Source organism: Umezawaea endophytica (genome assembly GCF_025061645.1).
In the GTDB taxonomy this organism is placed as follows: Bacteria; Actinomycetota; Actinomycetes; order Mycobacteriales; family Pseudonocardiaceae; genus Umezawaea; species Umezawaea endophytica.
Map to the genome: position 1 here is coordinate 199962 of NZ_JANYMP010000012.1, position 24594 is coordinate 224555.

Consider the following 24594-nt stretch of genomic DNA (forward strand, 5'->3'; position numbering starts at 1 on the left):
ACGCGACCCCCAACGGAACCGCAGCTTCCAACCCCTCCCCCGTAGATCGATCAGTCCCCATTTTCCTTGCAGGGACACCACATCCCCCCTCCCTATGATCCCCTCGTGATCTCCTTCGAGACTGACCAACTGGCTGGTCTGCACCGCTACGCCTACCTCCCTGGCGAAGACCTCCCACTGGACGACCCCTGGCCAGGTCTCTTCGAGGAGTGGACCGACAACGGCGTCCTCCTCACCCGCACCCCCATGACCGAGTACGCCATCAACAACATCAACTGCGAAGAGATAGCCGTCTACCTAGGCCTGCTCTGGCGCCTGACCGAAGGCGGCAACAGATTCGCCATCCCCACCTACTACCGCGACAAGGCCACCGAACTCCTGGGCCGTGACCCGGAGTTCATCAACTGGGAGTACAGCGTCGAAGCGGGCGCCCCGGACGTGGTCGCCAGGGACCAGGGCTTCACCCCCGCCAGGGCCTGCGTGCCCTTCCGCCCGGAACCCACCCCGTGGCAACAGGAACACGCCACCCACGCCGGCCTCTTCGCCCTCCACGCCCCGAGCGACCTCGTGGCGCTGCTCCGGGCCACCATCGCCGACGCCGCTGCCGAGGTCACCGTCTTCGCGGTCCAGGACCACGAACGCCTCCTGGCCGGGCTCAGGAGCGGCGGCAGACCCGAACTGACCGACCTGCTGCAACCGGGTGACGTGTTCGCCGACCTGACGATCGGCGTGGACGAGCCCTACTCCGACTCCCTGATCATCGCCGCCCACGAGGACCTGACCGCCAGGGTCACCGAGGTCGTGGTGCACGCCCAGCGCCGGATCGCCGAGTACGACCCGGCCCAGCTAGCGGACATGTCCGCGTTCCTCGACGCCATGGGCAGGCTCAGCGGGTTCGCCTGACCCGTGGATCAGGTCGTACAGCGACCGGTCGCGCCCGGCCTGGTGGTACAGCAGCTCCACCAACTCCTCGTGGCTGAGCGTCCGCAGGTGCGACCGCAGCTCGACGTCCTCCGCGTCGGCGGGCGGCACCTCGTGACCGCGGTCCAGCAGCACCAGCCCGACCGCCACGAGGTGCTTGCAGAAGAACCCCTGCTCCCCGTACGGGCACGAGCACTCGCCCGCGAGCTGCTCGTCCCGCCAGGCCAGCTCCACCGCGTACGAGCCCGCTCCTTCGACCCGCGCGGCGACGTGCCTGCGCAGCACCCGCAACTCGATCACCGAGTCCCGATAGCCGAGCCCGCGCCAGAACGACTTGGCGCCAGCTTTGTGCTGAAGCATCTCGGTGGTGAGCGTCGGCATGATCGTATTCAACTACGAGCCGAGAATTCACCCGCAAGGATGGTGTTCCCAACCCGTCCGGCGGGGCACCGGCGCCACGCACCGGTGCCGCCACCCGCACCTCAGCCCGAGTTCTTCTCCAGGTCCAACAACGTCACCGCGGCCCGGAAGTACTTGTTCGTCCCCAGGTCCCGCACCGTCTTGATGTTGAACGCCGCCTTCAACTTCTCCGCGTCACCGTCGCTGACCCCGGACAACGCCGCTACCGGCGCGTCGAGGATGTCGGTGAGGGGCATGTTCTCGTACGCCTTGTCCAACAGCGAGTCGAGGTTGACCGAAACAGCCATGATCGCGTCCTCCTGGTACCCGAAGATCACCGTGCGGCCCGATTCTCACCGCCCCACCCCGAACGCGCAGCGCGTGGCGAAGCACTCGCTTGCGAATGGAACCTCCGACCGGCCTGTGGTTACGTGGATCGCGTGCTGCAAGCCTGCCTCAACGGCGCTCGCCCGCTCGGGAGCCACCCGGCCCTGCCGACCTCACCCGCCCAGCTCGCCGCGGACGCCGCCGCCGTCGCGGCGCTCGGTGTCACGTCGCTGCACCTGCACCCGCGGGACCTGGTCGGTCTGGAGGTGCTGGCGGGTCCGGAGGTGGCGACGACGGTCGCGGTGGTCCGGGCCGCCGTGCCCGGTGTCGAGATCGGGGTGACCACGGGCGGGTGGATCCAGCCCGACCCGGTCCGGCGGGCCGAGCTGGTGGCGGGCTGGGCGGGGCTGGCGGCGGGGCGGCCGGACGTCGCCTCGGTCAACGTCCACGAGGACGGCTGGACCGAGGTGTGCGCCGCGCTGCACCGGGCGGGCATCGGGATCGAGCTGGGCGTCTTCCACGTCGAGGCCGCGCGGGCACTGGTCGCGAGCGGGCCACCGCCGGGGACCAGGCGGGTCCTGGCCGAGGTCCAGCCCGGCACCGACCCGATCCCCACGGCGGAAGCGCTGCTGGCGGAACTGGAACCGCTGGGCCTGCCGCTCCTGCTGCACGGCGAGGACGACACCGCGTGGCCGGTGCTCTGCCACGCGGCCCGCCTCGAACTCGACACCCGCGCCGGCCTGGAGGACACCCTCCACCTACCGGACGGCACCCCCGCCCCGGACAACGCGACCCTGATCACCCTGGCCCACCGCACCCTGCACAACCTGGGCCCCCGCTGACCTGATCAGGCCCGCTCGCGAAGTCAGGACCAGGACCGGCACTCGCCACCCGCGACCGAGCCCAGCACCAGACCGATGGGTTCCCGAACCTTCATGCCCGGCCCGGCAACTAGCCCCAGCACTAGGCCGACCAATCCTGGCGCTAGGCCGATCAACCCCGCCCGGCAACCAACCCCGGCGCTAGGCCGACCAACCCCGGCCCGGCAACCAACCCCGGCGCTTGGCCGGACCAACCTCGGCGCTAGGCCGGACCGATCGGTTCCTGGAGCTCCGTCACCCACAGCGCCTTGTCCTCCGGGCACTCCAGGTACAGCTCACGCGACGGCCCCAGCGTGCGGTAACCGTTGTCGTCGATCCACCGCGCCAACGCCTGGACGTCGGGCATCACCTCGTCCATCGACCCGCGGTGCAGGATCGTCGCCACCCGCTCGTACGCCGGCAGGTCGACGACGTCGAAGTCACGACCCGGCACCGACGCGCCTACCCCAACACCAGCGCCCACCCCGACACCAGCGCCCACCTCGACGTCCGCTCCCACCTCGATGCCCGCGTGCACTTCGACCCCGTCCGGCAGGTCCACGTAGTACGCCAGCCCCATCCCGGTCGGCGTCACGCCCGCGGCCCCCAGCCTGCGCATCAGCTCCTCGTACAGCGGCTGGATCACCGGGCTGATGTGCTCCGGGTCGAACCCGCCCGCCACCGCGCTCAACTCGGCCACCCGCACGGCCGGAACGCTCTTCACCACGACGTCATCCGAAGGCATGAGCCCCTCATCCTCAATCGTCCGGAGCCTCGCCTCGACCCTGACCAGCCTGGCCCGGTCGGCGGTGATCGCCGCCGTCAGCTCGACCTGCCGCAACCGCAGCATCCCGCGCAGCTCCTCGACGCTCACCTTCTCGTCGAGGATCCCGCCGACCTGGACGAGCGTGAACCCGAGGTCCTTGAGCGCGATGATCCGGTTGAGCCTGGCCAACTGCGAACCCTCGTACGCGCGGTACCCGGTGAACGGGTCGACGCGCGCGGGTCTGAGCAGGCCGATCTCGTCGTAGTGGCGCAGCATTCGCACCGACACACGACCGTGCTTGGCGAAGTCCCCGATGCCGAACATGTCGCCTCCGAGTCAACGGCCTCACACGGTGTCAGGGTCAACCTCAGTCCGGCAGGACGACCGCGACGATCCCGGCCAGGTGGGCGAGCCGGGCGACCTCGGCGGCGCGGAACATCGGTCCGCCGGGACGGCCGACGAGCAGCACGCGGTCCGGCTTGCCCAACGGCGTGGCGGCCAGCTCGGTGCCCAGTTCCTGCCAGGTCTCGGGGACCCAGTCCTCCTCGCCGTCCAGCACGGTCGCGCGCTGGAGCGGGAACCACGGCGGGTTCGTCATGCGGGTCTCCGGGGCCGCCGAGCTGGCGGTGATCCGGTGGACGCCCTTGGCGTCGTGGCCGAGCACGACGGCCCAGCCCGCGCGGATGATCTTCGGGACGCCCTCGGTGAAGACGGCGAGGCCCTTCGCGGGCTCCTCGGCGACCTCCTCCACCAGCTCCAGCTCGCGGTGCGTGTCCAGCACGCCCGCGTACGGGCGCACCGCGTCGACCTCGACACCCTCGATGGACTCGGCCGCGGTGATGAGCACGTCGGGGAGGCGTCCGGAGGGCAGTTCGACCACGAGGTCGTCGATCGCCACACCGCCGCCGCGTTCCACCACGTCCACGCTGAGGATGTCAGCCCCGATCTCGCCGAGCGCCGAAGCGACCGCGCCGAGCGTGCCGGGACGGTCCGGGAGTTGAACCCGGATCAGGAAGGACACGGTGAACGCCTCCATGCTCATGCGCGGGAGAAGATCACCCGAGCGGTTCGGTGAGCGGTACGCGCCACGTGCCGTTACCGCCGACCGGTGATTCTCGCAGACGAACTATCGCTTTCCGACTCTCCTCCGACAGTTGCGCTCCGGTAAAATCGCGCAACGCCCGTTCAGCGGCCCTCGGTAACCCGGTCGGAGCGTGTGCTGACCTCGCCATAGACTCGTGTAGTCCAAAAATCCGACTACCGACCCACGGGGGTTGACGAGGTGCCCAGCATCTCCCGCGACGAGGTCGCGCACCTGGCCAGGCTGGCCAGGCTGGCCGTCACCGACGACGAGCTCGACCTGTTCGCCGGTCAGCTCGACGTCATCCTTCAGTCGGTGTCGGCGGTGGGCGACATCGCCACCGCCGACATCCCGCCGACGTCGCACGCCGTTCCGCTGACCAACGTGTTCCGCGAGGACGTGGTGCGCCCGAGCCTCGGCCAGGCCAAGACGCTCGCGGGCGCCCCCGCCGCCGAGGACGGTCGCTTCCGCGTGCCCCGAATCCTGGGTGAGGAAGCATGAGCCTGATCCGCAGCACGGCCGCCGAGCTGGCGGCCAAGATCCACGGCGGCGAGGTCTCGGCCGTCGAGGTCGCCCAGGCGCACCTCGACCGCATCTCGTCCGTCGACAAGGGGATCAACGCGTTCCTGCACGTCGACACCGAGGGCGCGCTCGCCGCCGCCAAGCAGGTCGACGACGACGTCGCCGCCGGTCGTCCGGTGGCGTCACCGCTGGCGGGCGTCCCGCTGGCGCTCAAGGACGTGCTCGTCGCCGAGGGCATGCCGACCACGTGCGGGTCGAAGATCCTCGAGGGCTGGCACTCGCCGTACGACGCGACGGTGACGCGCAGGCTCCGCGAAGCGGGCGTCGTCATCCTCGGCAAGACCAACATGGACGAGTTCGCCATGGGCTCCTCCACGGAGAACTCCGCGTACGGCCCGACCCACAACCCGTGGGACCTGGACCGCATCCCCGGCGGCTCCGGCGGTGGCTCCTCCGCGGCGCTGGCCGCGTTCGAGGCGCCACTGGCCATCGGCACGGACACCGGCGGCTCCATCCGCCAGCCCGGCGCCGTGACCGGCACGGTCGGCGTGAAGCCGACCTACGGCTCGGTGTCCCGTTACGGTCTGGTTGCGTTCTCGTCCTCGCTGGACCAGGCCGGGCCGTGCGCCCGCACCGTCCTCGACGCGGCCCTGCTGCACGAGGTCATCGCGGGCTACGACGACCGGGACTCCACGTCCATCAACGCCCCGGTGCCGCCGGTCGTGGCCGCCGCCCGCGAAGGCGCGTCCGGCGACCTGTCCGGCGTCCGCGTCGGCGTCGTCACGCAGTTCAGCGGCGAGGGCTACCAGCCCGGCGTGCTGGCGTCGTTCGAGGCGGCCGTCGAGCAGCTCCGGCAGCTCGGCGCGGAGGTCGTCCAGGTCTCCTGCCCCAGCTTCGACTACGCGCTGCCCGCGTACTACCTGATCGCGCCCAGCGAGGCCTCGTCCAACCTGGCCCGCTTCGACGCCATGCGGTACGGCCTGCGCGTCGGCGACGACGGCTCGCACGGCGCCGAGGAGGTCATGTCGCTGACCCGCGAGGCCGGTTTCGGCGCCGAGGTCAAGCGCCGCATCATGATCGGCACGTACGCGCTGTCGTCCGGCTACTACGACGCGTACTACGGCTCGGCGCAGAAGGTCCGCACGCTCATCTCGCGGGACTTCGACGCCGCGTTCGCGACCGTGGACGTGCTGGTCTCGCCGACCACGCCGACCACGGCGTTCAAGATCGGCGAGCGCTCCGGCGACCCGATGGCGATGTACAAGGCCGACCTCTGCACCATCCCGTCGAACCTGGCGGGCAACGCGGCGATGAACGTCCCGAGTGGACTGTCCGCCGACGACGGTCTCCCCGTCGGTCTCCAGATCATGGCTCCGCCGCTCCAGGACCACCGCATGTACCGGGTCGCCGCCGCCTACGAGGTCGCCCGCGACGCGGCCCAGGGCGGTCCGCTCATCCAGCGCGTCCCGCAGTTGGAAGGGATCTGACGATGAGGAAAGCCCGAGGGATCATGGGCCTGCTCGGCGCGGTGGCAGCCGCCGCGAGCGCGTTCTCCACCCTGCGCACCGCCAGGGGTGACAAGGACAAGCTGGCGCTCGCGAACGCGGTCGCCAGCATCGCCGTGGCCGTCACCGGCGCGGCGCTGGCCGTGCGCGGGTTCCGGAAGGACGGGAAGGCGTGACGAGCGTGGCTGACCTGATGGACTACGACGAGGTCGTCGAGCGCTTCGACCCGATGCTGGGCTTGGAGGTGCACGTCGAGCTGCACACCAAGACCAAGATGTTCTGCGGCTGCGCCAACGAGTTCGGCGGCGAGCCGAACACGCACGTGTGCCCGGTCTGCCTGGCCGCGCCCGGCGCGCTGCCGGTCGTGAACGGCATCGCGGTCGAGTCGGCGATCAAGATCGGTCTCGCGCTCAACTGCGAGATCGCGGAGTGGTGCCGCTTCGCGCGGAAGAACTACTTCTACCCGGACATGCCGAAGAACTTCCAGACGTCCCAGTACGACGAGCCGATCGCGTTCAACGGCTACCTCGACGTGACGCTGGACGACGGCGAGGTCTTCCGCGTGGAGATCGAGCGCGCGCACATGGAGGAGGACACCGGCAAGTCGCTGCACGTCGGCGGCACGGCCGGTCGGATCCACGGCGCCGAGCACTCGCTGCTCGACTACAACCGCGCCGGTGTGCCGCTGATCGAGATCGTCACGAAGATGATCCCCGGCACGGCCGAGCGGGCGCCCGAGGTGGCCCGCGCGTACGTCAGCGCGCTGCGCGACCTGCTCAAGGCGCTCGACGTGTCCGACGTCCGGATGGACCAGGGCTCGCTGCGCTGCGACGCCAACGTCTCCTTGAGCCCCAAGGAGACCGGCGTGCTCGGCACGCGCACCGAGACGAAGAACGTCAACTCGCTGCGCAGCGTCGAGCGGGCCGTGCGGTTCGAGATGACCCGCCAGGCGGCGATCCTCGCCGAGGGCGGCGAGATCGTGCAGGAGACGCGGCACTTCGAGGAGGCCTCCGGCACGACCCGCGCGGGTCGTCGCAAGGAGACCGCCGAGGACTACCGGTACTTCCCGGAGCCCGACCTCGTGCCGATCGCGCCGTCGCGCGAGTGGGTCGAGGAACTGCGCCTCACGCTGCCGGAGATGCCCGCGCAGCGCCGCAAGCGCGTCCAGGCCGAGTGGAAGCTCACCGACGCCGAGCTGCGCGACCTGGTCAACGCGGACGCGGTCGACCTCGTCGCGGCCACCGTCGAGGCGGGCGCGACGTCCGTCGAGGCGCGGTCGTGGTGGGTGTCGTACCTGATGCAGCAGGCCAACACCCGCGGTGTGGAGCTCGGTGCGCTGCCGATCACCCCCGCGCAGGTGGCGAAGGTCGTCGCGCTCGTCAACGAGGGCGCGCTGACCAACAAGCTCGCCCGCGAGGTCGTCATCGGCGTCCTCGACGGCGAGGGCGAGCCGGAGCAGGTCGTCGAGGCCCGCGGGCTCAAGGTCGTCTCGGACGACTCGGCCCTGGAGAAGGCCGTCGACGAGGCGCTGGCGGCGCAGCCGGACGTGGCGGACAAGATCCGCGACGGCAAGGTCGCCGCGGCGGGCGCGATCGTCGGCGCGGTCATGAAGGCCACGAAGGGCCAGGCGGACGCGAAGCGGGTTCGTGAACTCGTGATCTCCCGCTGCTCCTAGTTATTCCACGTCGGAGGCGTTGTCCAGTCCGCTTTATGCGGTCCGGACAACGCCTCCGTTGTGTTAGCGGCTTGCTCCGAACGGGTGGTGCAGACCGCTCGGGACACGTCGTAAACGCTGGTCAGGCATGACCTGAGTCTTATTTCTGGTCGCTATGGGTGAAATTGCTCATCGAAGATGCGTCCATCTGTGTAAGGCTTACCCCGTTCACCAAGCCGGGGGGCTTGGGAATGATCTTGACAAACCGGATCAGGTATCGACCCGGACGGGTCGCCTGTTGTTAGGGGAGAACAACTCATGGCTGCTGAAACCGACCCCAAGTCGACCAACGACATCGTTGTCCTGGACGGCGAGCCCGAGCCCACCGAGCCCGGCACCGGCGGTGAGGAGACCAACGGCGGGCCGTACCAGACCCACGAGGACCCGGTGCCCACCCCTGGTGGCGGTGGCGGCGGCGCCGTGCCGAACGGCGGCCCGTACCAGACCCACTCGGAGCCGGTTCCCGCGAACTAGGTCGACCCCGCGTGACGCTCATCGGGTACTGGCTGCCGAACGGTTCCGCACCGACTGGCAGTCAGTACCCGATTATCGTTTGTGCTCTTATATGTTAGTGCCTGCGTCATCGTCGAGGACCCCGCCGCGAGGCGTCTCCCGTTCCGCGGATCCCGAAGAGATCGTCCGCCGCGCGCGGGAGTTCCACCGCACCGGCAAGGCGACCACGGTCGCGGGCAAGCACCTGAAGGCCGCCGCGATCCTCCGCCGCGGCCTGGCGCTGCTCGACCACCACAGCGTGGACGACGTCACCCGCGTCGAGGTCCGCACCAGGCTCCTGGTCACCCTTTCCTGGTGCCTGGCCGAGACCAGCCACGTCGACGACGGGCTCACCCTCCTGGCAGGCGCGCGGGAAGACCTGGCGCTGTTCCCGGACTTCCCGGAACGCGACGAGCTGCTCGGCCTGCTGGACGGCAACCGCGGCGTCCTGCTCTTCCGCGTCGGACGGCTCGAAGAGGGCATCACCCACGTCGACTCGGACGTCGACTACCACGAACGCCAACTGGCCGAAGGCGACGGCGACGTGGCCGAGGTCGTCAAGGCCCTGGTCATCGCGTTGACCAACCGCGGCAACGCCTACGGCGAACTGCACCGCATCACCCAGGCGACGCGCGACCTCAACCGCGTCGTCGACCTCGCCGCCGAGCACGACATGCCGTTCAGCGGCGCCATCGCCACCCACGCGCTCGGCAACGTGCTGCAACGGGCGGGCGACCTGCCGTCGGCGTTGCGCCGCTACGAGGACGCGAACCGCGCGTACCAGGAGCTGGAGCCGGGGATGCTGCTCCGGCTGCGCATCGACCAGGCCGAAGCCATGATCAGCGTCGGCCTCGCCGACGAGGCGGGGCGGCACCTGGACGAGGTCCTGCCGGAACTGCGCAGGCAGCGCGTCGGCCAGGACATCGCCGAGGCCGAACTGTTCCGCGCCGCCGCCGCGCTGCTGGACGGGGAACTCGTCACCGCCAAGCGGATGGCGAACGCCGCGCAGCGCAAGCTCGTCCAGCGCGGCAGCCCGGCGTGGGCCGCGGTCGCGGGGCTGATCGCGCTGCGCGTGGACGTGCTGCGGGCGTTGGAGAGCAAGCGCCCGTCCAAGCGCGTGGTCGACCGCGCGCTGGAACTGGCCGACCGGCTCACCGCCCAGAAGCTCGGCGACCAAGCCGCCGTGGCGCACGCCCTCGCCGTGCGCGTGGAAGTGCGGCGCGGCAACACCGACCGGGCCGCCGAACTGCTGCGCGACGTGCCCCGCACCCGCCGCACCAGTCCGATCGACCAGCGGATGCTCGTCCGCCTGGCCCGTGCCGAACTCGCGCTGGCGACCGGCAACCGCCGGGTCGCGCTGGCGCAGGCGAAGGCCGGGTTGGCGGAACTGGGCCGGATGCGCGACCAGATGGGTGGTCTGGAGCTGGTGTCCGGCACCGCGCTGCACGGTCGTGAACTGGGCGAGCTGGCGGTGCGGCTGGTGCTGGACGGCACCGACACCGCGGCGGCGGCCAAGCGGCTGTTCACCTGGCTGGAGCGCACCCGCGCCCAGATGTACCGCTACGAGCCCGTCGAGTCCACGATGGACTCCGAGCTGGTCGAGAGCATCGCCGAAGTCCGCCAGCTCAGCCGCGCCCTGCTCCGCGCCCGCCTCGACGGCCACCCGACCTCCACCCTGGAGGTCCGCTACGCCACGAGCCAGCGCGACGCCATGCGCCTCGGCTGGAGCGCCAGCCCGTGGGGCAAGGCCCGCCCGGTCGCCGACCTCAAGGAGGTCCAGGCGGAGCTGGACGACCGGGCGATGGTCAGCTTCGCCTCGTCCGGTGACGCCATGGTGGCCGTGGTCGTGGTGGCCGGACGGGTCCGCATGGTCCGCCTCGGTTCCGCGTCCGCCGCCACCGAGGCCGCGCTCCGCCTGCACGCCGACCTCAACGCCCTGGCCCCGGACTACCTCCCGGCCCCGCTGGCCGAGGTCATCGCCACGTCCGCCCGCCGCCAGGCGGACCTCCTCGACCGCCAGCTCCTCCAGCCCCTCGCGGACCTGCTCGGCGACCGTGAGCTGATCATCGTCCCCACGGGCGCGCTGTACGTGGTCCCGTGGGGCGTCCTCGCGCTGTGCAAGTCCAGGCCCACCACCGTGGTCCCGTCGGCCACCGCGTGGCTCGCCACCGTCCAGGCGGCGGAGGACGCGGCGGCGGGTGTGCTGCTCGTCCGCGGTCCCGGTCTCCAGGCCGCCGAGGGCGAGATCGACAAGCTCGCCGGCTACCACGTCGACGCCACCTCGCTCGGTGGCGAGGAGGCCAGGGTCGGCACGGTCCTCGAAGCCCTCGACGGCGTCACCCTCGCCCACATCGCCGCGCACGGCGAGCACGAACCGGAGAACGCCCTGTTCTCCCGCCTGGAACTGGCCGACGGCGCCCTCTTCGCGCACGAGGTGGGCCGGGTCAGGCGCCCGCCGAAGCAGGTCGTGCTCGCCGCGTGCGAACTGGCCCTCAACCGCATCCGACCGGGTGACGAGGCGCTCGGGTTCGCCGGGGCGATGCTGGCCAGCGGCGCGCAGACCGTGATCGCGGCCAGCAGCCGGGTCGGTGACGAGCCCGCGGCGGCCGCCATGGGCGACTACCACCGCGGCCTCGCCTCGGGCTCCTCACCGGCCGTGGCGCTCGCCGACGCCATCGCGATCGACCCGCTCCGCCGCCCGTTCGTGTGCCTGGGCTCGGGGTGAGTGGTTACAAGTTTCAAAACTTGTAATCTGTAACTCCCGGCGCTACGGTCGCCGGGTGGAGAAGAGACGACTCGGAACCGAAGGCCCCCTCGTGCCGTCGATCGGACTCGGCTGCGGCCCGATGTCCGCGGGCACCCCCGACCCCGCTCGGGACGAGAACGGCGTGGCCACGATCCGCGCGGCGATCGACGCGGGCATCACCCTGGTCGACACCGGCGACTTCTACGGCAACGGCCACAACGAGTGGCTGATCCGCCGAGCCCTGCGCGACGGCGACCGCGACCGCGTGGTGATCAGCGACAAGTTCGGCGGGCTGCGCGACCCCGCGGGCCGCTTCCTCGGGATCGACGCGCGCCCGGCGCACGTGAAGAGCGCGCTCGCGTACTCGTTGCAGCGCTTGGGCGTCGACCACGTCGACGTCTACCGCCCGGCCCGGCTCGACCCCGCCGTCCCGATCGAGGACACCGTCGGCGCGGTCGCGGAGATGGTCGAGGCGGGGTGGGTGCGCCACATCGGCCTGTCCGAGGTCGGCGCGGACACCCTCCGGCGGGCCAACGCCGTGCACCCGATCGCCGACCTGCAAATCGAGTACTCGCTGTTCAGCCGCGGTGTCGAGCGGTCGATCCTGGCCACCTGCCGCGAACTCGGGGTCGGCGTCACGGCGTACGGCGTCCTCGCGCAGGGCCTGCTCACCGGCGCGTACGCGGGCGGCGGCGAGGTCGGCCACCTGCCGCGCCACGGCGAGCACCTCGCCGCCAACCTGGCGCTGGTCGACCGCCTGCGCGCGGTCGCGGACGCCCGCGGCGCGACGGTGGCGCAACTCGCCGTCGCGTGGGTGCTGGCCCAGGGCGACGACGTCGTCGCGCTCGTGGGCGCCAGCCGCCCCGGTCGCGTCGCCGACGCGGTGGCGGCCGCCGACCTCGTCCTGACCGACGCCGACCTGGCCGCGATCGAGGAAGCCGTGCCCGCGGGCGCGGTGGCGGGGGAGCGCTACGCCGCGCCGCTGATGGCGATGCTGGACAGCGAGCGCTGACGTGACGGCGCTAAGGTCGCGCGATGGCCGCCCTGGACGCTGAGACGATCATGCTCGCCACCGAGGACGTCCTCCGGCGGCACGGCTCGTCCAAGGCGACCGTGGTGGACGTCGCCAGGGCGCTGGGCGTCAGCCACGCGGCCGTGTACCGGCACTTCCCGTCGAAGGCGGCCCTCCGCGAGGCGGTGACCCGCCGCTGGCTGGCGCAGGTGCACGACGTCCTGGCCGCGGCGGACGACCCGCGCCTGCCCCCGCCGGAGCGGCTGCGGGACTGGCTGGTCGCGCTGCACCTGGCCAAGCGCCGCAGGGCGGCCGACGAGCCCGAGCTGTTCGAGACGTACCGCGTCCTCGTGCTGGAGACCGGGACGGTGGCCCGCGAGCACGTCTCGGACCTGCTGCGCCAACTGGAGGCGATCATCGTCGACGGCGTCGGGTCCGGTGCGTTCGCGGCCACCGACCCCGCGACCGCGGCCCTGGCGGTGTTCGAGGCGACCGCCGCCTTCCACCACCCGGCCCACGTGGGCGAGTGGAGCCTGCCCGGCCGCGACGAGGTGCTCGCCGACGTGTGCGCCCTCGTCGTGGACGGCCTCCGGCCGCACTAGTCCTTGCTGCCGCCGCTCGAGCTGTCCCGCACCACGATCACCACGCGGTCGTCGCTGGAGACCGGCGCCCCACCCGGAGCCTTGTTCACCGTGCCCACCAGCGCCGTGTTGTCGTCCAGCGCCACCAGCGGTCCGATGCGGCCGAAGCCGTTCTCCTTGTCCAGGAACGGTTCCGGCTTACCGGTGAAGCTGCCCTCGGCGTTCATGGAGATCATCTGCGTGCCGGGCGCGTTCGACGTGGCGACCCACATCATGTTCGACAGCGACGCGCACCCGCCGACACCCGGCTTGTCCGGCCACGACCACGCGGGCGCGCCGAGCGGCTTGCCGAACGCGATCTTGTAGAGCACGTCCGCGGAGGCCGTGGAGTCCGTGACCCACGTCTTGGTGCCGTCGGCCGACACGCACACGCCGCCGGGGGAGCGGAAGCCGCTGGCGACCACGGCGGAGCCGGTCGTGGGGTTGCCCGTGGCGGGCTGGCCCGCGGCGTCGATGCGCAGCAGCTTGCCCGCGAGGGAGGCCGGGTCGGCGGCCAGAGCGGGGTTGCCCGCGTCACCGGTCGCGACGAGCAGGGCGCCCTCGTGGTCGTAGCCCAGCACGCCGCGGTTGCCGGTCGCACCCTTCGGGATGCCGGTCAGCACTGGCTTCGGCGTGTCGCCGGGGGCGAGCCGCATGACCCGGTTGTCCGTGTCCGTGGTCAGGTAGACGTAGACGAGCTGGTCCTCGCCGTACGTCGGCGAGAGGGTGAGGCCGGTCAGGCCGCCGTCACCGGTGGCGTCGACGGCGAAGGTCGCCACCTCGACCGGGTCGACGTCCTTGCTGACCTTGAGCAGCTTGCCGGTGGAGCGCTCGGTGGCCAGCGCCGTCACGACGCCGGTCGACTGGTTCACGTCCATCAGAGCCACCCCGGAGACGGGGTTCAGGCAGGTCGCCACGACGGCGGGGTTGAAGTCCTTGCAGCCCTCCGGCGGTGGCACGGACGTCGGCGGCTGGCCACCCTGCTGCTGGCCGCCGCCCTGCGGCAGCCCGCCCGGCATCTCGGGCGTCGGGCCCGCCTGCGGCGTGAGCTGCGGCTGGGCGCTCCACCCCGCGGCCGACGGCTGCTCCGGGAAGTCCGCGCAGCCCGCGGCGAGCAGGCCGATGGCCGTGCTGGCGAGCACTGCGCGGAGCAACCGCTGAGGACGTGGCACGGGAAGTGACCCTAGGCGCGAGGCCGTGAACACGGGGTGAGCGGCGACGGCGGGTCCAGGTCGCACAGCGCCCGGTGCACGGCGTCGACCCGGTCGACCAGGAGCAGCAGCTCGTCGGCGAGCACGTCCGGCGCGTCCAGCGGGAGGAAGTGGCTGGTCGGCAGCACCCTGACCCGAGCCTGGGGCAGCGCCCCGGCGGGCCCGGCCATGCTCTCCGGCGACGCCAGCACGTCGTACCGGCCCGCCAGCACCGTTGTGGGGCACGTCACGCCCGTGAGGTCCTGCCGGGGCGTCCGACCCAGCGCGAGCGCCAACGTGAAGTACCAGCCCCAGTCGTGCAGCAGGAACCGCTTCATCGAGCCGGCGACGGCCTCCGACGCGCTCGACGACATCATCAGCCCGCTGTGCCGGAGCAGGAACGTCGTCACCTGGTTGACCGGCAGCCGGTGCAGCACCAGGTCCAGCAGCGGACCCGCGGCGCGCAGCGCCTTCACACCGGTCAGGCCGATGAGCCTGCGCACGTCCGACGGCAGGCCGGACATGCCGAGCATGCTCTCGAACGAGTCACCCGGCGCGCCCGCGACCAGCATCAACCCGGACACGCGGTCCGGGTGCCGCAGCGCCAGTTCGGCCGCGACCGTCACGCCCATCGACCAGCCGAGCACCACGCACGACTCGACGCCCGCGTCGTCCAGGACGGCGAGCGCGTCGGCCACGTGGTCGGCGAGCCCGATCCGCGACTCGTCCTCCGGCCGCTCCGACCCCATCGTGCCGCGGTGGTACCAGCTCACCACCCGCACACCGGCCGACGGCAGGACCAGCGCGGGCCACGTCTCGGGTGTGGTGCCCAAGCCGGGGCACAGCAGGACGGTGGGGCCCTCCGACGAGGTCCGCCACACCCGGATCCGCGTGCCGTCCCCGCTCTTGACGTCGTGCTCCTGCATGGCGAGCAGTGTGCCGTAGGTTTACCGGTGTGGCGCTACCCACCGGTGGAACCGGAAATCACGTGCTGGTGCTGGTCCCCGATGACTACGGCGTGTCGGTGCTGTCCTCCGTGGACGGTGTCAGCGCGATCCGCTACCGGCCGGGCGAACCCCTGCCGCCGGAGGCCGCCGAGGCGCGGGTGTTCGTGCCCAGGTTCCTCCAGGGCACGAGTCCGAACGAGGTCTACGCCCAGCTCCCGAAGCTCGAACTGGTGCAGTTGCTCAGCGCCGGCGCGGAGCGGTTCGTCGGCCAGGTCCCGGAGGGCGTGCTGCTCTCCACGTGCCGGGGCGCGCACGGGGGCAGCACCGCGGAGTGGGCGATCGGCGCGCTGCTCGCGATCTACCGCGAGTTCCCGGCGTTCGAGGTCGCCCGCCGGGAACGCCGGTGGGACTACCACGTCACCGACACCCTCCAGGACAAGCGCGTCCTCGTCGTCGGAGCCGGTGATCTCGGCGAGCAGTTCCGCCGCAGGCTCGAACCGTTCGACGCGACCGCCACTCTCGTCGGCCGCACGGCCCGCGACGGCGTCCACGGGATGGACGAGCTGCCCGCGCTGCTGCCCGAGCACGACGCCGTGCTGATCGTCGTCCCGCTGACCGACGAGACCACGGGCATGGTCGACGCCGACTTCCTCGCCGCCATGCCCGACGGCGCGATCCTGGTCAACGGCGCCCGCGGCCCCGTGGTCGACACCGACGCCCTGCTCGCCGAGCTGACCAGCGGTCGGCTGCGCGCCGCGCTGGACGTGACCGAGCCGGAGCCGCTGCCCGCCGAACATCCACTGTGGACCGCCCCCGGCCTGTTCCTCACCCCTCACGTGGCGGGTAGCTGCACGGGGTCCGAACGCCGCTCGTACGCCGTCGTCGCCTCCGAGGTGGCCAGGTTCGCGGCCGGTGAGCAGCCCGCCAACCTGGTGAAAGGCGACTACTGAGCCGCTGGGTCGGCATCCGCGCCTAGGGGTCTGGCGGAATGGGCTCTCGCCAACGCCGCCGGAGTCTCCTATCGTGCCGGTTCGTGGCTACTCACGACGATCGCTCGGCGAGCTCCGGCGGTTACCCCGACGACGGCTTCTACCCGGCGAGCGGTTCCAGCGGAGGCGTGCACCACTTCGACGACGGGACGCAGGCGTTCGACGCGTCCACGAAGTCCTACGACAACACCGGCTACACCCCTCTCGACCCGGTGGCGTCGCACTACGAGGACGACGACGACCGGCGGGTCTTCGGGTGGAACGGCGGCACCGACCTCGGCCTGTTCGTGCTGCGGGTCGGCCTCGGCGCCGCGTTCATCGTGCACGGCCTCCAGAAGGTGTTCGGCCTGTTCGGCGGCCCCGGCATCGACGGTTTCGCGAAGTTCCTGGAGACCTCCGGCTTCCGCGAGGCCCGCATCCTGTCGTGGGTCACCGGCATCACCGAGCTGGGCGGCGGCATCCTGCTGGTCTTCGGCCTGTTCACGCCGCTGGCCGCCGCGGGGCTCCTCGGCGTGATGGTCAACGCCATCGTGGTGAAGTGGGGCGGCGGCTTCTTCGGCGCGCCCGGCGTGGAGCAGGAGGCGTCCTTCGCCGTCATGGCCTTCGCGCTGCTGTTCACCGGCCCCGGCCGGGCCGCGCTCGACTACGGCCGCTCCTGGTTCCGCCGACCCCTGTTCAGCGGCTTCATCTTCCTGATCATCTCCGCCGCGGCCGTCGCGACGACCCTGTACGTGTTCCGCTCGGTGTAGGAGCGCCCGAGGGCCCGCCGCGGCGGGCCCTCGGACTCCCGGCCTACCGCGAGGGGTCGCGCACGGCCCCGGTCGACGCGTCCGTGGTGAGGCGCGCGTACGCCCGCAGCGCCGCGGTCACCGGGCGCACCCGGTCCACCGGCTGCCACGGCCGTTCGGCCGCCTCCATCTTCGCCCGGCGCTCGGCCAGCACGTCGTCGGCCACCAGCAGTTCGAGCCTGCGCTCGTGCACGTCGATGAGGATCCGGTCGCCGTCCTGGACGAGCCCGATCGCGCCGCCGCCCGCCGCCTCCGGCGAGACGTGCCCGATCGACAGCCCCGACGACCCGCCGGAAAACCGCCCGTCGGTGATCAGCGCGCACTTCTTGCCGAGCCCGGAGCCCTTGAGGAACGCGGTCGGGTGCAGCATCTCCTGCATGCCCGGCCCGCCCGCGGGACCCTCGTAGCGGACCACCAGCACGTCACCGGCCTGGATCTCCTTCTTGAGGATCACCGAAACGGCCTCCTCCTGGCTCTCCACGACTCGTGCCGGGCCCTCGAAGTGCCACAGCTCCTCGTCGATGCCCGCGGCCTTGATGACCGCGCCGCGCTCGGCCAGGTTGCCGCGCAGCACCGCCAGGCCGCCGTCCTTGGTGAAGGCGTGCTCCACGTCGTGGATGCAGCCCCCGGCCGCGTCGGTGTCCAAAGAGGACCAGCGGTTGGACGTGGAGAACGCTTCGGTGGTCCGAACCCCTCCGGGGGCGGCGTGGAACAGCTCCACGGCCCGCTCGGACGGGCCCGCGCCGCGCACGTCCCACTCGGTCAGCCACTGCTCCAGCGACGGGCTGTGCACCGAGTGCACGTCCCGGTGCAGCAGGCCACCGCGGTCCAGCTCACCGAGCAGCGCGGGGATGCCGCCCGCCCGGTGCACGTCCTCCATGTGGTAGTCCGAGTTCGGCGACACCTTCGACAGGCACGGCACCCGACGGCTGATGTCGTCGATGTCCTGGAGGGTGAAGTCGATCTCGCCCTCCTGCGCGGCGGCGAGGATGTGCAGCACCGTGTTGGTCGATCCGCCCATCGCCATGTCCAGCGCCATCGCGTTCTCGAACGCCTTGCGGTTCGCGATCGTCCGCGGCAGCGCCGTCTCGTCGTCCTGCTCGTACCAGCGGCGGCACAGCTCGACGACGGTCTTGCCCGCCTCGACGAACAGCTCCCGGCGCGCGGCGTGCGTCGCCAGCGTCGAACCGTTGCCCGGCAGCGCCAACCCGAGCGCCTCGGTCAGGCAGTTCATCGAGTTCGCGGTGAACATGCCGGAGCACGACCCGCACGTCGGGCACGCCGACCGCTCGACCTCGTCCAGACCGGCCTGGTCGACGTTCGAGTTCGCCGACGCGGAGATCGTCGTGATCAGGTCGGACGAGGGGATCGCCACCCCGTCCACGATGACGGCCTTGCCAGCCTCCATCGGCCCGCCCGACACGAACACCACCGGGATGTTCAGCCGCAGCGCGGCGTTCAGCATGCCCGGCGTGATCTTGTCGCAGTTCGAGATGCAGACGATCGCGTCGGCCTGGTGCGCGTTCACCATGTACTCGACGGCGTCCGCGATCACCTCGCGCGAGGGCAGCGAGTACAGCATCCCGCTGTGCCCCATGGCGATGCCGTCGTCCACCGCGATCGTGTGGAACTCGCGCGGCACCCCGCCCGCCTCGCGGATGCCCTCGGCGACGATGTCACCGAGGTCGCGCAGGTGCACGTGACCGGGCACGAACTGCGTGTAGGAGTTCGCGATGGCGATGATCGGCTTGCCGAAGTCGGAATCCGTCATGCCGGTCGCCCGCCAGAGCGAACGGGCGCCTGCGGCGTTGCGGCCATGAGTGGTGGTGCGGGACCGGAGCGGGGGCACGGCTCCTCCAGAATCTGGGAACAGCGAGATGATCAGACGCCTGGTGGGCGTGACGAGCGGGTGGGGCCGGTGCCTCAGACGTTACTCGTGCGCAGCTCAGCGGTTACCAGTAGAGCGGCCAGTGCGAGCGTGATCACGTGCACGACGGTGCACCACAGGCAGATCTTGCCGATCAGGAACACCTCGGCCGCGATGAGGTAGACGACCATCAGGACGCCGACGCCCACCGACCCGAGCCGCGCCCAGCCGATCCACGGGTTCCGGCTGCGCCAGGCCTGGGGGAGGCAGAGCAGGGTCAGGAAGGCATAGAACGCGGTGCCCAGGTCGGCGACCGGGATGCCGAACAGCCTGGACTGGTCGCTGCTGGTGACGGAGGCGCAGTCGACGAGGCTGTTCTCCGCGCAGACCAGCAGGTCGGTCGTGCTGTAGTGCGCGACGGTGAGGTAGATCGACACGGCCAGTCCCGCCAGCGCCAGCAGGAGGCTGGCCAGAGGGACGCGGGAAGTCTTGAGCACCCGTCGACTGTACGGAGGGCGTGGGTTGGGCTGGTGTGAACCGCGGTGTCGTGCTACCTGATCGAGTGATCTTCCGGCAGGGGCCGGTCCGGTGCGGGACACCGAACCGCCGCCGCGGGTCGTCAGGGGCGTTCGGCGCGTTCGCGGTCGGCGTCGTCCGTGGCGACGGCCTCCTCGACGGGCTCGACAGGGGCGTCGACCGGCTCGACGGCGGCCACCGGCTCCTCGTCGTCGGCGGGCTCCTCGGCCTTGGCCGTCGGGACGGTGATCCGGCCACCGCTGACCGCCGACAGCGCGGGCAGGTGCATCATCCGCACGGCGGGGAGCTTGACCAGCTTGTCGTCGGTGAGCACCACGCTCAACCAGGACTTCTCCGACAGCTTGACGGCCTTGACGTCGTCCCAGGCCACCGTCCTGCTGCCGAACAGCCCGCGCGCGACGATCCGCTCCGCGGTCACCGTCGTCCTGAGCCGCACCACCCACACGGCGAACGCCAGCGGCAGCGCGTAGAGCACCTGGAGGCCGGGCACCGCGAACGCCACCGGCGTCACGCAGATCAACCCCACCCCGGAGGCGAGGAGGGCGACGGCGGGGATTCGGAAGACCAGCTTGTCCACGTCCGCCATGGTCGCACCGGTCAGCCGAGCGGGTGACTCCGGGCCGGATACGTGCAGCACGTCACGTCCACGATCCGGGATTTCGATCCCGCCCAGTTGACGATGTCGCGGATTCACCGTTAACGTCACCGACATGCAGCGCACGCTCGTTCTCGTACTTCCCAGGCGCGTCGACGCCTAGGCAGTAGAAGCTGCGTCGACGCGCGACCCTCGTACGACCCGTTCGGGTTGTCGAGGGTTTTTTCGTGCCCGGACCCCTAGGTGGGCCCACCACCGCATCCGACACCACGAGGCAGACAGATGACTAGCGCAACCTCGCGACAGGCCCCAGGCGAGTCGCCCCGCCCCGGTCCGCGGCCCAAACCGGCCCCGCCGAGCGGAGCCCCGATCCGCGTAACCGGTGCCCAGTCGCTCGTCCGTTCACTCGAAGCCGTCGGCTGCGAAATCGTCTTCGGCATCCCCGGCGGGACGATCCTGCCCGCGTACGACCCGCTGCTCGACTCGACCAAGGTCCGGCACGTCCTCGTGCGCCACGAGCAGGGCGCGGGCCACGCCGCGACCGGCTACGCGCAGGCCACCGGCAAGGTCGGCGTGTGCATGGCGACCTCGGGTCCCGGCGCGACGAACCTGGTCACCCCCCTCGCGGACGCGAACATGGACTCCGTCCCCGTCGTCGCGATCACCGGGCAGCAGAGCCGCCCGCTGATCGGCACGGACGCGTTCCAAGAGGCCGACATCTGCGGCATCACGATGCCGATCACGAAGCACAACGTCCTCGTGACCGACCCGGCGGAGATCCCGCGGGCGATCGCCGAGGCGTTCCACCTGGCGTCGACGGGCCGACCCGGCCCCGTGCTGGTGGACATCCCCAAGGACGTGCTCCAGGAGATGACGACGTTCTCCTGGCCGCCGGAGCTGCGCCTGCCGGGCTACCGCCCGACGACGAGGCCGCACGGGAAGCAGGTGCGGGAGGCCGCGAAGCTGATCGCGGCGGCGAAGAAGCCGGTGCTCTACGTCGGCGGCGGCGTCATCAAGGCCAACGCCAACGCGGAACTGCTGGCGCTCGCCGAGTCCACCGGCATCCCGGTCGTCACGACCCTGATGGCGAAGGGCGCGTTCCCGGACTCGCACCCGCAGCACATGGGCATGCCCGGCATGCACGGCTCGGTCGGCGCGGTCGCCGCGATGCAGCAGGCGGACCTCCTGGTCGCGCTCGGCGCGCGGTTCGACGACCGGGTCACCGGCCAGCTCTCGTCGTTCGCGCCGAACGCGCAGGTCGTGCACGCGGACATCGACCCGGCGGAGATCTCCAAGAACCGCCGCGCGGACGTGCCGATCGTCGGTGACTGCAAGGAGATCATCACCGAGCTGGTCGACGCCATCAAGGTCGAGGTCGAGCACTCCGGCAAGACCGTCGACCTGGCGCCGTGGTGGGGCTACCTCAACGGCCTCAAGGAGACCTACCCGCTCGGCTACGACGAGCCGGTCGACGGGACGCTGTCGCCGCAGTACGTGATCGAGCGCATCGGCCAGCTCGTCGGTCCGGACGCGCTCTACACCGCGGGCGTCGGCCAGCACCAGATGTGGGCGGCGCAGTTCATCAAGTACGAGAACCCGCGCACGTGGATCAACTCCGGCGGTCTCGGCACCATGGGCTACGCGGTCCCCGCGGCCATGGGCGCCAAGGCGGGCGCGCCGGACAAGCAGGTGTGGGCCATCGACGGCGACGGCTGCTTCCAGATGACCAACCAGGAACTGGCCACCTGCGCCATCGAGGGCCTGCCGATCAAGGTCGCCGTCATCAACAACGGCAACCTGGGCATGGTCCGCCAGTGGCAGAACCTGTTCTACGAGGGCCGCTACTCGCAGACCGACCTCGGCACGCACAAGCACCGCATCCCGGACTTCAAGCTGCTCGGCGAGGCCATGGGCTGCGCCGGACTGCGCGCGGAGTCCCGCGAAGAGGTCGACGCGGTCATCAGGCAGGCCATGGAGATCAACGACCGGCCGGTCGTCATCGACTTCGTGGTCGGCAAGGACGCCCAGGTGTGGCCGATGGTCGCGGCGGGCACCGGCAACTCCGAGATCATGGCCGCACGCGGCATCCGCCCACTGTTCGATGAGGACCTGTGATGACCCGGCACACCCTGAGCGTTCTGGTCGAGGACAAGCCCGGTGTGCTCGCGCGCGTCGCGGGCCTGTTCTCCCGGCGGGGGTTCAACATCGAATCCCTCGCCGTCGGCCGCACCGAGTACCCCGACATCTCCCGGATGACCATCGTCGTCTCGGTCGACGAACTGCCACTGGAACAGGTCACCAAGCAGCTCAACAAGCTGATCAACGTGATCAAGATCGTGGAGCTGGAGCCGACCGCTTCGGTTCAGCGACAACTGCTGCTCGTGAAGGTCAGGGCCGACGCGACCGTGCGCAGCCAGGTGCTCGAAACCGTGCAGCTCTTCCGCGCCAAGGTCGTCGACGTGTCACCGGAGGCCGTCACCGTCGAGGCCACGGGCACGTCTGACAAGCTCGACGCGCTGCTCCGAATGCTGGAGCCGTACGGGCTCCGCGAGATCGTGCAGTCCGGCATGGTCGCGATCGGCCGCGGCGCTCGCTCGATCACCGCTACCGCGGTGCGCTAGCCACCCCCAGTTTTCCGTTGTAGGGAAGGAAGAAGTACAACCATGAGCGTCGAGATCTTCTATGACGACGATGCGGACCTGAGCATCATCCAGGGCCGCAAGGTCGCCGTGATCGGCTACGGCAGCCAGGGCCACGCGCACGCGCTGAGCCTGCGCGACTCCGGCGTCGACGTGCGGATCGGTCTCCTGGAGACCTCGAAGTCGCGGGCCAAGGCCGAGGAAGAGGGCCTCCGCGTGCTCACGCCCGCCGAGGCGTCCGCCGAAGCCGACCTGATCATGATCCTGGCGCCGGACACCGCCCAGCGGCACATCTACGCCAAGGACATCGCGCCGAACCTCAAGGACGGCGACGCGATCTTCTTCGGCCACGGCTTCAACATCCGCTACGGCCTCATCGAGGCTCCGTCCGGTGTGGACGTCGCCATGGTGGCCCCCAAGGGCCCCGGCCACCTCGTGCGCCGCCAGTTCGTCGACGGCAAGGGCGTTCCCGCGCTCATCGCCATCCACCAGGACGCGACCGGCGGCGCGCAGGCGCTGGCGCTCTCGTACGCGGCGGGCATCGGCGGCACGCGCGCCGGCGTCATCAAGACCACGTTCAAGGAAGAGACCGAGACCGACCTCTTCGGCGAGCAGGCCGTGCTCTGCGGCGGCGCGTCCGCGCTCGTGCAGACCGGTTTCGAGGTGCTGACCGAAGCCGGTTACGCCCCCGAGATCGCGTACTTCGAGGTCCTCCACGAGCTCAAGCTCATCGTCGACCTCATGTACGAGGGCGGCATCGCCCGCATGCGCTACTCCATCTCCGACACCGCCGAGTACGGCGACCTCACCCGCGGCCCGCGCGTCGTGAACGCCGCGGTCAAGGAGGAGATGAAGAAGATCCTGGGCGAGATCCAGGACGGCACCTTCGCGAACGAGTGGGTCGCGGAGGACGAGGCGGGCCGCAACAACTACAAGAAGTTGCAGGCCGAGGGCGAACAGCACCCGATCGAGGAGGTCGGCAAGAAGCTGCGCGGCCTGATGTCCTGGGTCGACCGCCCGCTGACCGACACGGTCTGACCAGCGCTTTTCGGTACCGGAGCCCGCGATGCCCTCGGCGTCGCGGGCTCCGGTATACCTAGGGACATGACCGAGAGCGCGCCGATCTACGACGACAAGGCTCACGTACGCGGCAACCTCGACCTGACGAAGGCCGAGTGGCAGCGAGGCGGAGACGACTCCGACCCGGACGGCGAACACGTGGAGATCGCTTTCGTCGAGCACACGGACGACGTCACCTACGTGGCGATGCGAAACTCGGCCCACCCGGAGGGCCCGGTCCTGGTATTCACGCCCGCCGAGTGGGACGCGTTCATCCTGGGGGCGAAGGACGGCGAGTTCGACGAGCCGTGGTGAGGTCGGTGCCCGCTGGAACCGCTCCTTCTACGGCGTGGTCGGCTCGTTGGGCGTGTCGACGATCCTGGTGATGAGGAAGTCCAGGCGTTCTTCTTGGCCGGCTTGGGGGATGCGGCCGCTGTCGGACAGGACGGCCAGGCCGTGCACCGCGCTCCAGGTGACTTCGGCGAACAGTTCGCGCCTGGTGTTCGTCGGGGGGAAGCAGTCGACGAACTCGGTGAACGCTGCCCGTAGTGGGGGCGGGGTTTCGGTGCTCGCGAACTTCAGGTTGGTGGGTAGGACGAACATGGCCTGGTAGAGGGCCGGTCGTTCGGTCGCGAACTCCAGGTAGGCGCGGCAGACGGCGCGCAGGGGTTGCTCGGGGTGCGTGGCGGTTTGCCGCGCGCGGCGCAGGTGGGTGGCGAGTTCGTCGAAGCCGTCCAGCGCGACGGCGCTGACGATGGCTTCCTTGCCGTTGAAGTGGCTGTACAACACCGGCTGGCTGTACTCGACGCGCTCGGCCAGCCGTCGCGTCGTCACCGCCTCCCAGCCTTCGGTCTCCGCCAACTCGCGCGCGGCCGTGATGATCAGTTGGTGACGGTTGGCGCGTTCGCGCTCGCGGCGTTCGTGGATGGCGGACATGGGTGGATTCTAGCAGTGCTAGACATCCTGTCGAGGCTTGGTCTATCGTCGATACTGTTGCTAGCGCCGCTAGGGCGGTGGT

26 protein-coding genes are annotated in these 24594 nt (G+C 70.8%); 16 read left to right on the top strand and 10 right to left on the bottom strand.

The window, feature by feature from the left end; genetic code table 11:
- Positions 1–105 precede the first annotated feature (105 nt).
- Positions 106–903, top strand: a complete 798-nt coding sequence (locus NZH93_RS25120) for a hypothetical protein (protein WP_259625646.1) — start codon at positions 106–108, stop codon at positions 901–903.
- On the opposite strand, the gene NZH93_RS25125 is transcribed toward NZH93_RS25120, so the two are convergent.
- Positions 847–1302 carry an SWIM zinc finger family protein gene (locus NZH93_RS25125; RefSeq protein WP_259625647.1) on the bottom strand — a complete coding sequence of 152 codons (456 nt, stop codon included), beginning with the start codon at positions 1300–1302 and terminating at the stop codon, positions 847–849. The genes NZH93_RS25120 and NZH93_RS25125 overlap by 57 nt on opposite strands.
- A 101-nt stretch (positions 1303–1403) precedes the next feature.
- On the bottom strand, positions 1404–1628 hold the full coding sequence (locus NZH93_RS25130; RefSeq protein WP_259625648.1) for a hypothetical protein: 225 nt from the start codon (positions 1626–1628) through the stop codon (positions 1404–1406).
- Positions 1629–1760: 132 nt separating this feature from the next.
- Between NZH93_RS25130 and NZH93_RS25135 the strand changes: the two genes are divergently transcribed.
- On the top strand, positions 1761–2489 hold the full coding sequence (locus NZH93_RS25135; protein WP_259625649.1) for a 3-keto-5-aminohexanoate cleavage protein: 729 nt from the start codon (positions 1761–1763) through the stop codon (positions 2487–2489).
- A 241-nt stretch (positions 2490–2730) separates the two neighbouring features.
- Here the strand turns inward: NZH93_RS25135 and NZH93_RS25140 are convergent, their stop codons facing one another.
- Complete coding sequence (locus NZH93_RS25140) at positions 2731–3597, bottom strand: MerR family transcriptional regulator (protein ID WP_259625650.1); 867 nt, start codon at positions 3595–3597, stop codon at positions 2731–2733.
- A gap of 43 nt (positions 3598–3640) precedes the next feature.
- Positions 3641–4294, bottom strand: a complete 654-nt coding sequence (locus NZH93_RS25145) for an ACT domain-containing protein (RefSeq protein WP_259625734.1) — start codon at positions 4292–4294, stop codon at positions 3641–3643.
- A gap of 261 nt (positions 4295–4555) precedes the next feature.
- On the opposite strand from NZH93_RS25145, the gene gatC reads away from it, so the two are divergent.
- The 8 genes from gatC (at position 4556) to NZH93_RS25185 (ending at position 12947) form a co-directional block, all read left to right on the top strand.
- Positions 4556–4855 (top strand): Asp-tRNA(Asn)/Glu-tRNA(Gln) amidotransferase subunit GatC, encoded by a 300-nt coding sequence (gene gatC, locus NZH93_RS25150; RefSeq protein WP_106188149.1) that lies wholly within the window; start codon positions 4556–4558, stop codon positions 4853–4855.
- Positions 4852–6363 carry an Asp-tRNA(Asn)/Glu-tRNA(Gln) amidotransferase subunit GatA gene (gene gatA, locus NZH93_RS25155; protein ID WP_259625651.1) on the top strand — a complete coding sequence of 504 codons (1512 nt, stop codon included), beginning with the start codon at positions 4852–4854 and terminating at the stop codon, positions 6361–6363. Before gatC ends, gatA begins: the two co-directional genes overlap by 4 nt.
- A 2-nt stretch (positions 6364–6365) precedes the next feature.
- Positions 6366–6557: a hypothetical protein gene (locus tag NZH93_RS25160; protein ID WP_259625652.1), complete on the top strand. Its 192-nt coding sequence runs from the start codon at positions 6366–6368 to the stop codon at positions 6555–6557.
- Positions 6554–8056, top strand: a complete 1503-nt coding sequence (gatB, locus tag NZH93_RS25165) for an Asp-tRNA(Asn)/Glu-tRNA(Gln) amidotransferase subunit GatB (protein ID WP_259625653.1) — start codon at positions 6554–6556, stop codon at positions 8054–8056. Before NZH93_RS25160 ends, gatB begins: the two co-directional genes overlap by 4 nt.
- A gap of 297 nt (positions 8057–8353) precedes the next feature.
- A complete protein-coding gene (locus tag NZH93_RS25170; RefSeq protein WP_259625654.1) occupies positions 8354–8569 on the top strand; it encodes a hypothetical protein in 216 nt (71 codons plus the stop codon).
- Between the two features lie 91 nt (positions 8570–8660).
- Positions 8661–11312: a CHAT domain-containing protein gene (locus tag NZH93_RS50805; RefSeq protein WP_372506791.1), complete on the top strand. Its 2652-nt coding sequence runs from the start codon at positions 8661–8663 to the stop codon at positions 11310–11312.
- A gap of 55 nt (positions 11313–11367) precedes the next feature.
- Positions 11368–12345, top strand: a complete 978-nt coding sequence (locus tag NZH93_RS25180; RefSeq protein WP_259625656.1) for an aldo/keto reductase — start codon at positions 11368–11370, stop codon at positions 12343–12345.
- Between the two features lie 23 nt (positions 12346–12368).
- Positions 12369–12947 (top strand): TetR/AcrR family transcriptional regulator, encoded by a 579-nt coding sequence (locus tag NZH93_RS25185; protein WP_259625657.1) that lies wholly within the window; start codon positions 12369–12371, stop codon positions 12945–12947.
- On the opposite strand, the gene NZH93_RS25190 is transcribed toward NZH93_RS25185, so the two are convergent.
- Together NZH93_RS25190 and NZH93_RS25195 are read right to left on the bottom strand one after the other, a co-directional pair.
- A complete protein-coding gene (locus tag NZH93_RS25190) occupies positions 12944–14137 on the bottom strand; it encodes a PQQ-dependent sugar dehydrogenase (protein WP_259625658.1) in 1194 nt (397 codons plus the stop codon). The two genes, NZH93_RS25185 and NZH93_RS25190, sit on opposite strands and share 4 nt — an antisense overlap.
- Positions 14138–14148: 11 nt before the next feature.
- A complete protein-coding gene (locus NZH93_RS25195; RefSeq protein ID WP_259625659.1) occupies positions 14149–15081 on the bottom strand; it encodes an alpha/beta fold hydrolase in 933 nt (310 codons plus the stop codon).
- Positions 15082–15149: 68 nt separating this feature from the next.
- Here NZH93_RS25195 and NZH93_RS25200 point away from each other — a divergent pair, with 68 nt between their 5' ends.
- Entirely contained in the window at positions 15150–16052 is a 903-nt protein-coding gene (locus NZH93_RS25200) for a 2-hydroxyacid dehydrogenase (protein ID WP_259625735.1), read from the top strand.
- A gap of 83 nt (positions 16053–16135) precedes the next feature.
- The gene (locus tag NZH93_RS25205; RefSeq protein ID WP_259625660.1) at positions 16136–16840 is read left to right on the top strand and encodes a DoxX family protein; all 705 of its coding nucleotides are present in this window, start codon (positions 16136–16138) and stop codon (positions 16838–16840) included.
- A 43-nt stretch (positions 16841–16883) separates the two neighbouring features.
- Here NZH93_RS25205 and ilvD read toward each other — a convergent pair whose 3' ends face one another.
- The 3 genes from ilvD to NZH93_RS25220 all read right to left on the bottom strand — a co-directional run bounded on the left by ilvD (position 16884) and on the right by NZH93_RS25220 (position 19920).
- Positions 16884–18728 (bottom strand): dihydroxy-acid dehydratase, encoded by a 1845-nt coding sequence (gene ilvD, locus NZH93_RS25210; RefSeq protein ID WP_259625661.1) that lies wholly within the window; start codon positions 18726–18728, stop codon positions 16884–16886.
- A 74-nt stretch (positions 18729–18802) separates the two neighbouring features.
- Positions 18803–19243: a vitamin K epoxide reductase family protein gene (locus tag NZH93_RS25215; RefSeq protein WP_259625662.1), complete on the bottom strand. Its 441-nt coding sequence runs from the start codon at positions 19241–19243 to the stop codon at positions 18803–18805.
- Between the two features lie 122 nt (positions 19244–19365).
- On the bottom strand, positions 19366–19920 hold the full coding sequence (locus NZH93_RS25220) for a PH domain-containing protein (RefSeq protein ID WP_259625663.1): 555 nt from the start codon (positions 19918–19920) through the stop codon (positions 19366–19368).
- Positions 19921–20160: 240 nt separating this feature from the next.
- Here NZH93_RS25220 and NZH93_RS25225 point away from each other — a divergent pair, with 240 nt between their 5' ends.
- The 4 genes from NZH93_RS25225 to NZH93_RS25240 all read left to right on the top strand — a co-directional run bounded on the left by NZH93_RS25225 (position 20161) and on the right by NZH93_RS25240 (position 23891).
- Entirely contained in the window at positions 20161–21993 is a 1833-nt protein-coding gene (locus NZH93_RS25225) for an acetolactate synthase large subunit (RefSeq protein WP_259625664.1), read from the top strand.
- Positions 21993–22499 carry an acetolactate synthase small subunit gene (gene ilvN / locus NZH93_RS25230; protein WP_106188137.1) on the top strand — a complete coding sequence of 169 codons (507 nt, stop codon included), beginning with the start codon at positions 21993–21995 and terminating at the stop codon, positions 22497–22499. Before NZH93_RS25225 ends, ilvN begins: the two co-directional genes overlap by 1 nt.
- Positions 22500–22541: 42 nt before the next feature.
- Entirely contained in the window at positions 22542–23555 is a 1014-nt protein-coding gene (gene ilvC / locus NZH93_RS25235; RefSeq protein ID WP_259625665.1) for a ketol-acid reductoisomerase, read from the top strand.
- A 66-nt stretch (positions 23556–23621) separates the two neighbouring features.
- On the top strand, positions 23622–23891 hold the full coding sequence (locus NZH93_RS25240) for a DUF397 domain-containing protein (protein ID WP_259625666.1): 270 nt from the start codon (positions 23622–23624) through the stop codon (positions 23889–23891).
- A 27-nt stretch (positions 23892–23918) separates the two neighbouring features.
- Here NZH93_RS25240 and NZH93_RS25245 read toward each other — a convergent pair whose 3' ends face one another.
- On the bottom strand, positions 23919–24512 hold the full coding sequence (locus NZH93_RS25245; RefSeq protein ID WP_259625667.1) for a TetR/AcrR family transcriptional regulator: 594 nt from the start codon (positions 24510–24512) through the stop codon (positions 23919–23921).
- Positions 24513–24594 lie beyond the last annotated feature (82 nt).

What these genes read in the sequence shown, in the direction of transcription:
- NZH93_RS25125 (WP_259625647.1), bottom strand. Translation starts at nt 1,302, where the DNA reads ATGCCGACGCTCACCACCGAGATGCTTCAGCACAAAGCTGGCGCCAAG.
- NZH93_RS25130 (WP_259625648.1), bottom strand. Translation starts at nt 1,628, where the DNA reads ATGGCTGTTTCGGTCAACCTCGACTCGCTGTTGGACAAGGCGTACGAG.
- NZH93_RS25140 (WP_259625650.1), bottom strand. Translation starts at nt 3,597, where the DNA reads ATGTTCGGCATCGGGGACTTCGCCAAGCACGGTCGTGTGTCGGTGCGA.
- gatA (WP_259625651.1), top strand. Translation starts at nt 4,852, where the DNA reads ATGAGCCTGATCCGCAGCACGGCCGCCGAGCTGGCGGCCAAGATCCAC.
- NZH93_RS25160 (WP_259625652.1), top strand. Translation starts at nt 6,366, where the DNA reads ATGAGGAAAGCCCGAGGGATCATGGGCCTGCTCGGCGCGGTGGCAGCC.
- NZH93_RS25170 (WP_259625654.1), top strand. Translation starts at nt 8,354, where the DNA reads ATGGCTGCTGAAACCGACCCCAAGTCGACCAACGACATCGTTGTCCTG.
- NZH93_RS50805 (WP_372506791.1), top strand. Translation starts at nt 8,661, where the DNA reads ATGTTAGTGCCTGCGTCATCGTCGAGGACCCCGCCGCGAGGCGTCTCC.
- NZH93_RS25185 (WP_259625657.1), top strand. Translation starts at nt 12,369, where the DNA reads ATGGCCGCCCTGGACGCTGAGACGATCATGCTCGCCACCGAGGACGTC.
- NZH93_RS25195 (WP_259625659.1), bottom strand. Translation starts at nt 15,081, where the DNA reads ATGCAGGAGCACGACGTCAAGAGCGGGGACGGCACGCGGATCCGGGTG.
- NZH93_RS25225 (WP_259625664.1), top strand. Translation starts at nt 20,161, where the DNA reads ATGACTAGCGCAACCTCGCGACAGGCCCCAGGCGAGTCGCCCCGCCCC.
- ilvN (WP_106188137.1), top strand. Translation starts at nt 21,993, where the DNA reads ATGACCCGGCACACCCTGAGCGTTCTGGTCGAGGACAAGCCCGGTGTG.
- ilvC (WP_259625665.1), top strand. Translation starts at nt 22,542, where the DNA reads ATGAGCGTCGAGATCTTCTATGACGACGATGCGGACCTGAGCATCATC.
- NZH93_RS25240 (WP_259625666.1), top strand. Translation starts at nt 23,622, where the DNA reads ATGACCGAGAGCGCGCCGATCTACGACGACAAGGCTCACGTACGCGGC.
- NZH93_RS25245 (WP_259625667.1), bottom strand. Translation starts at nt 24,512, where the DNA reads ATGTCCGCCATCCACGAACGCCGCGAGCGCGAACGCGCCAACCGTCAC.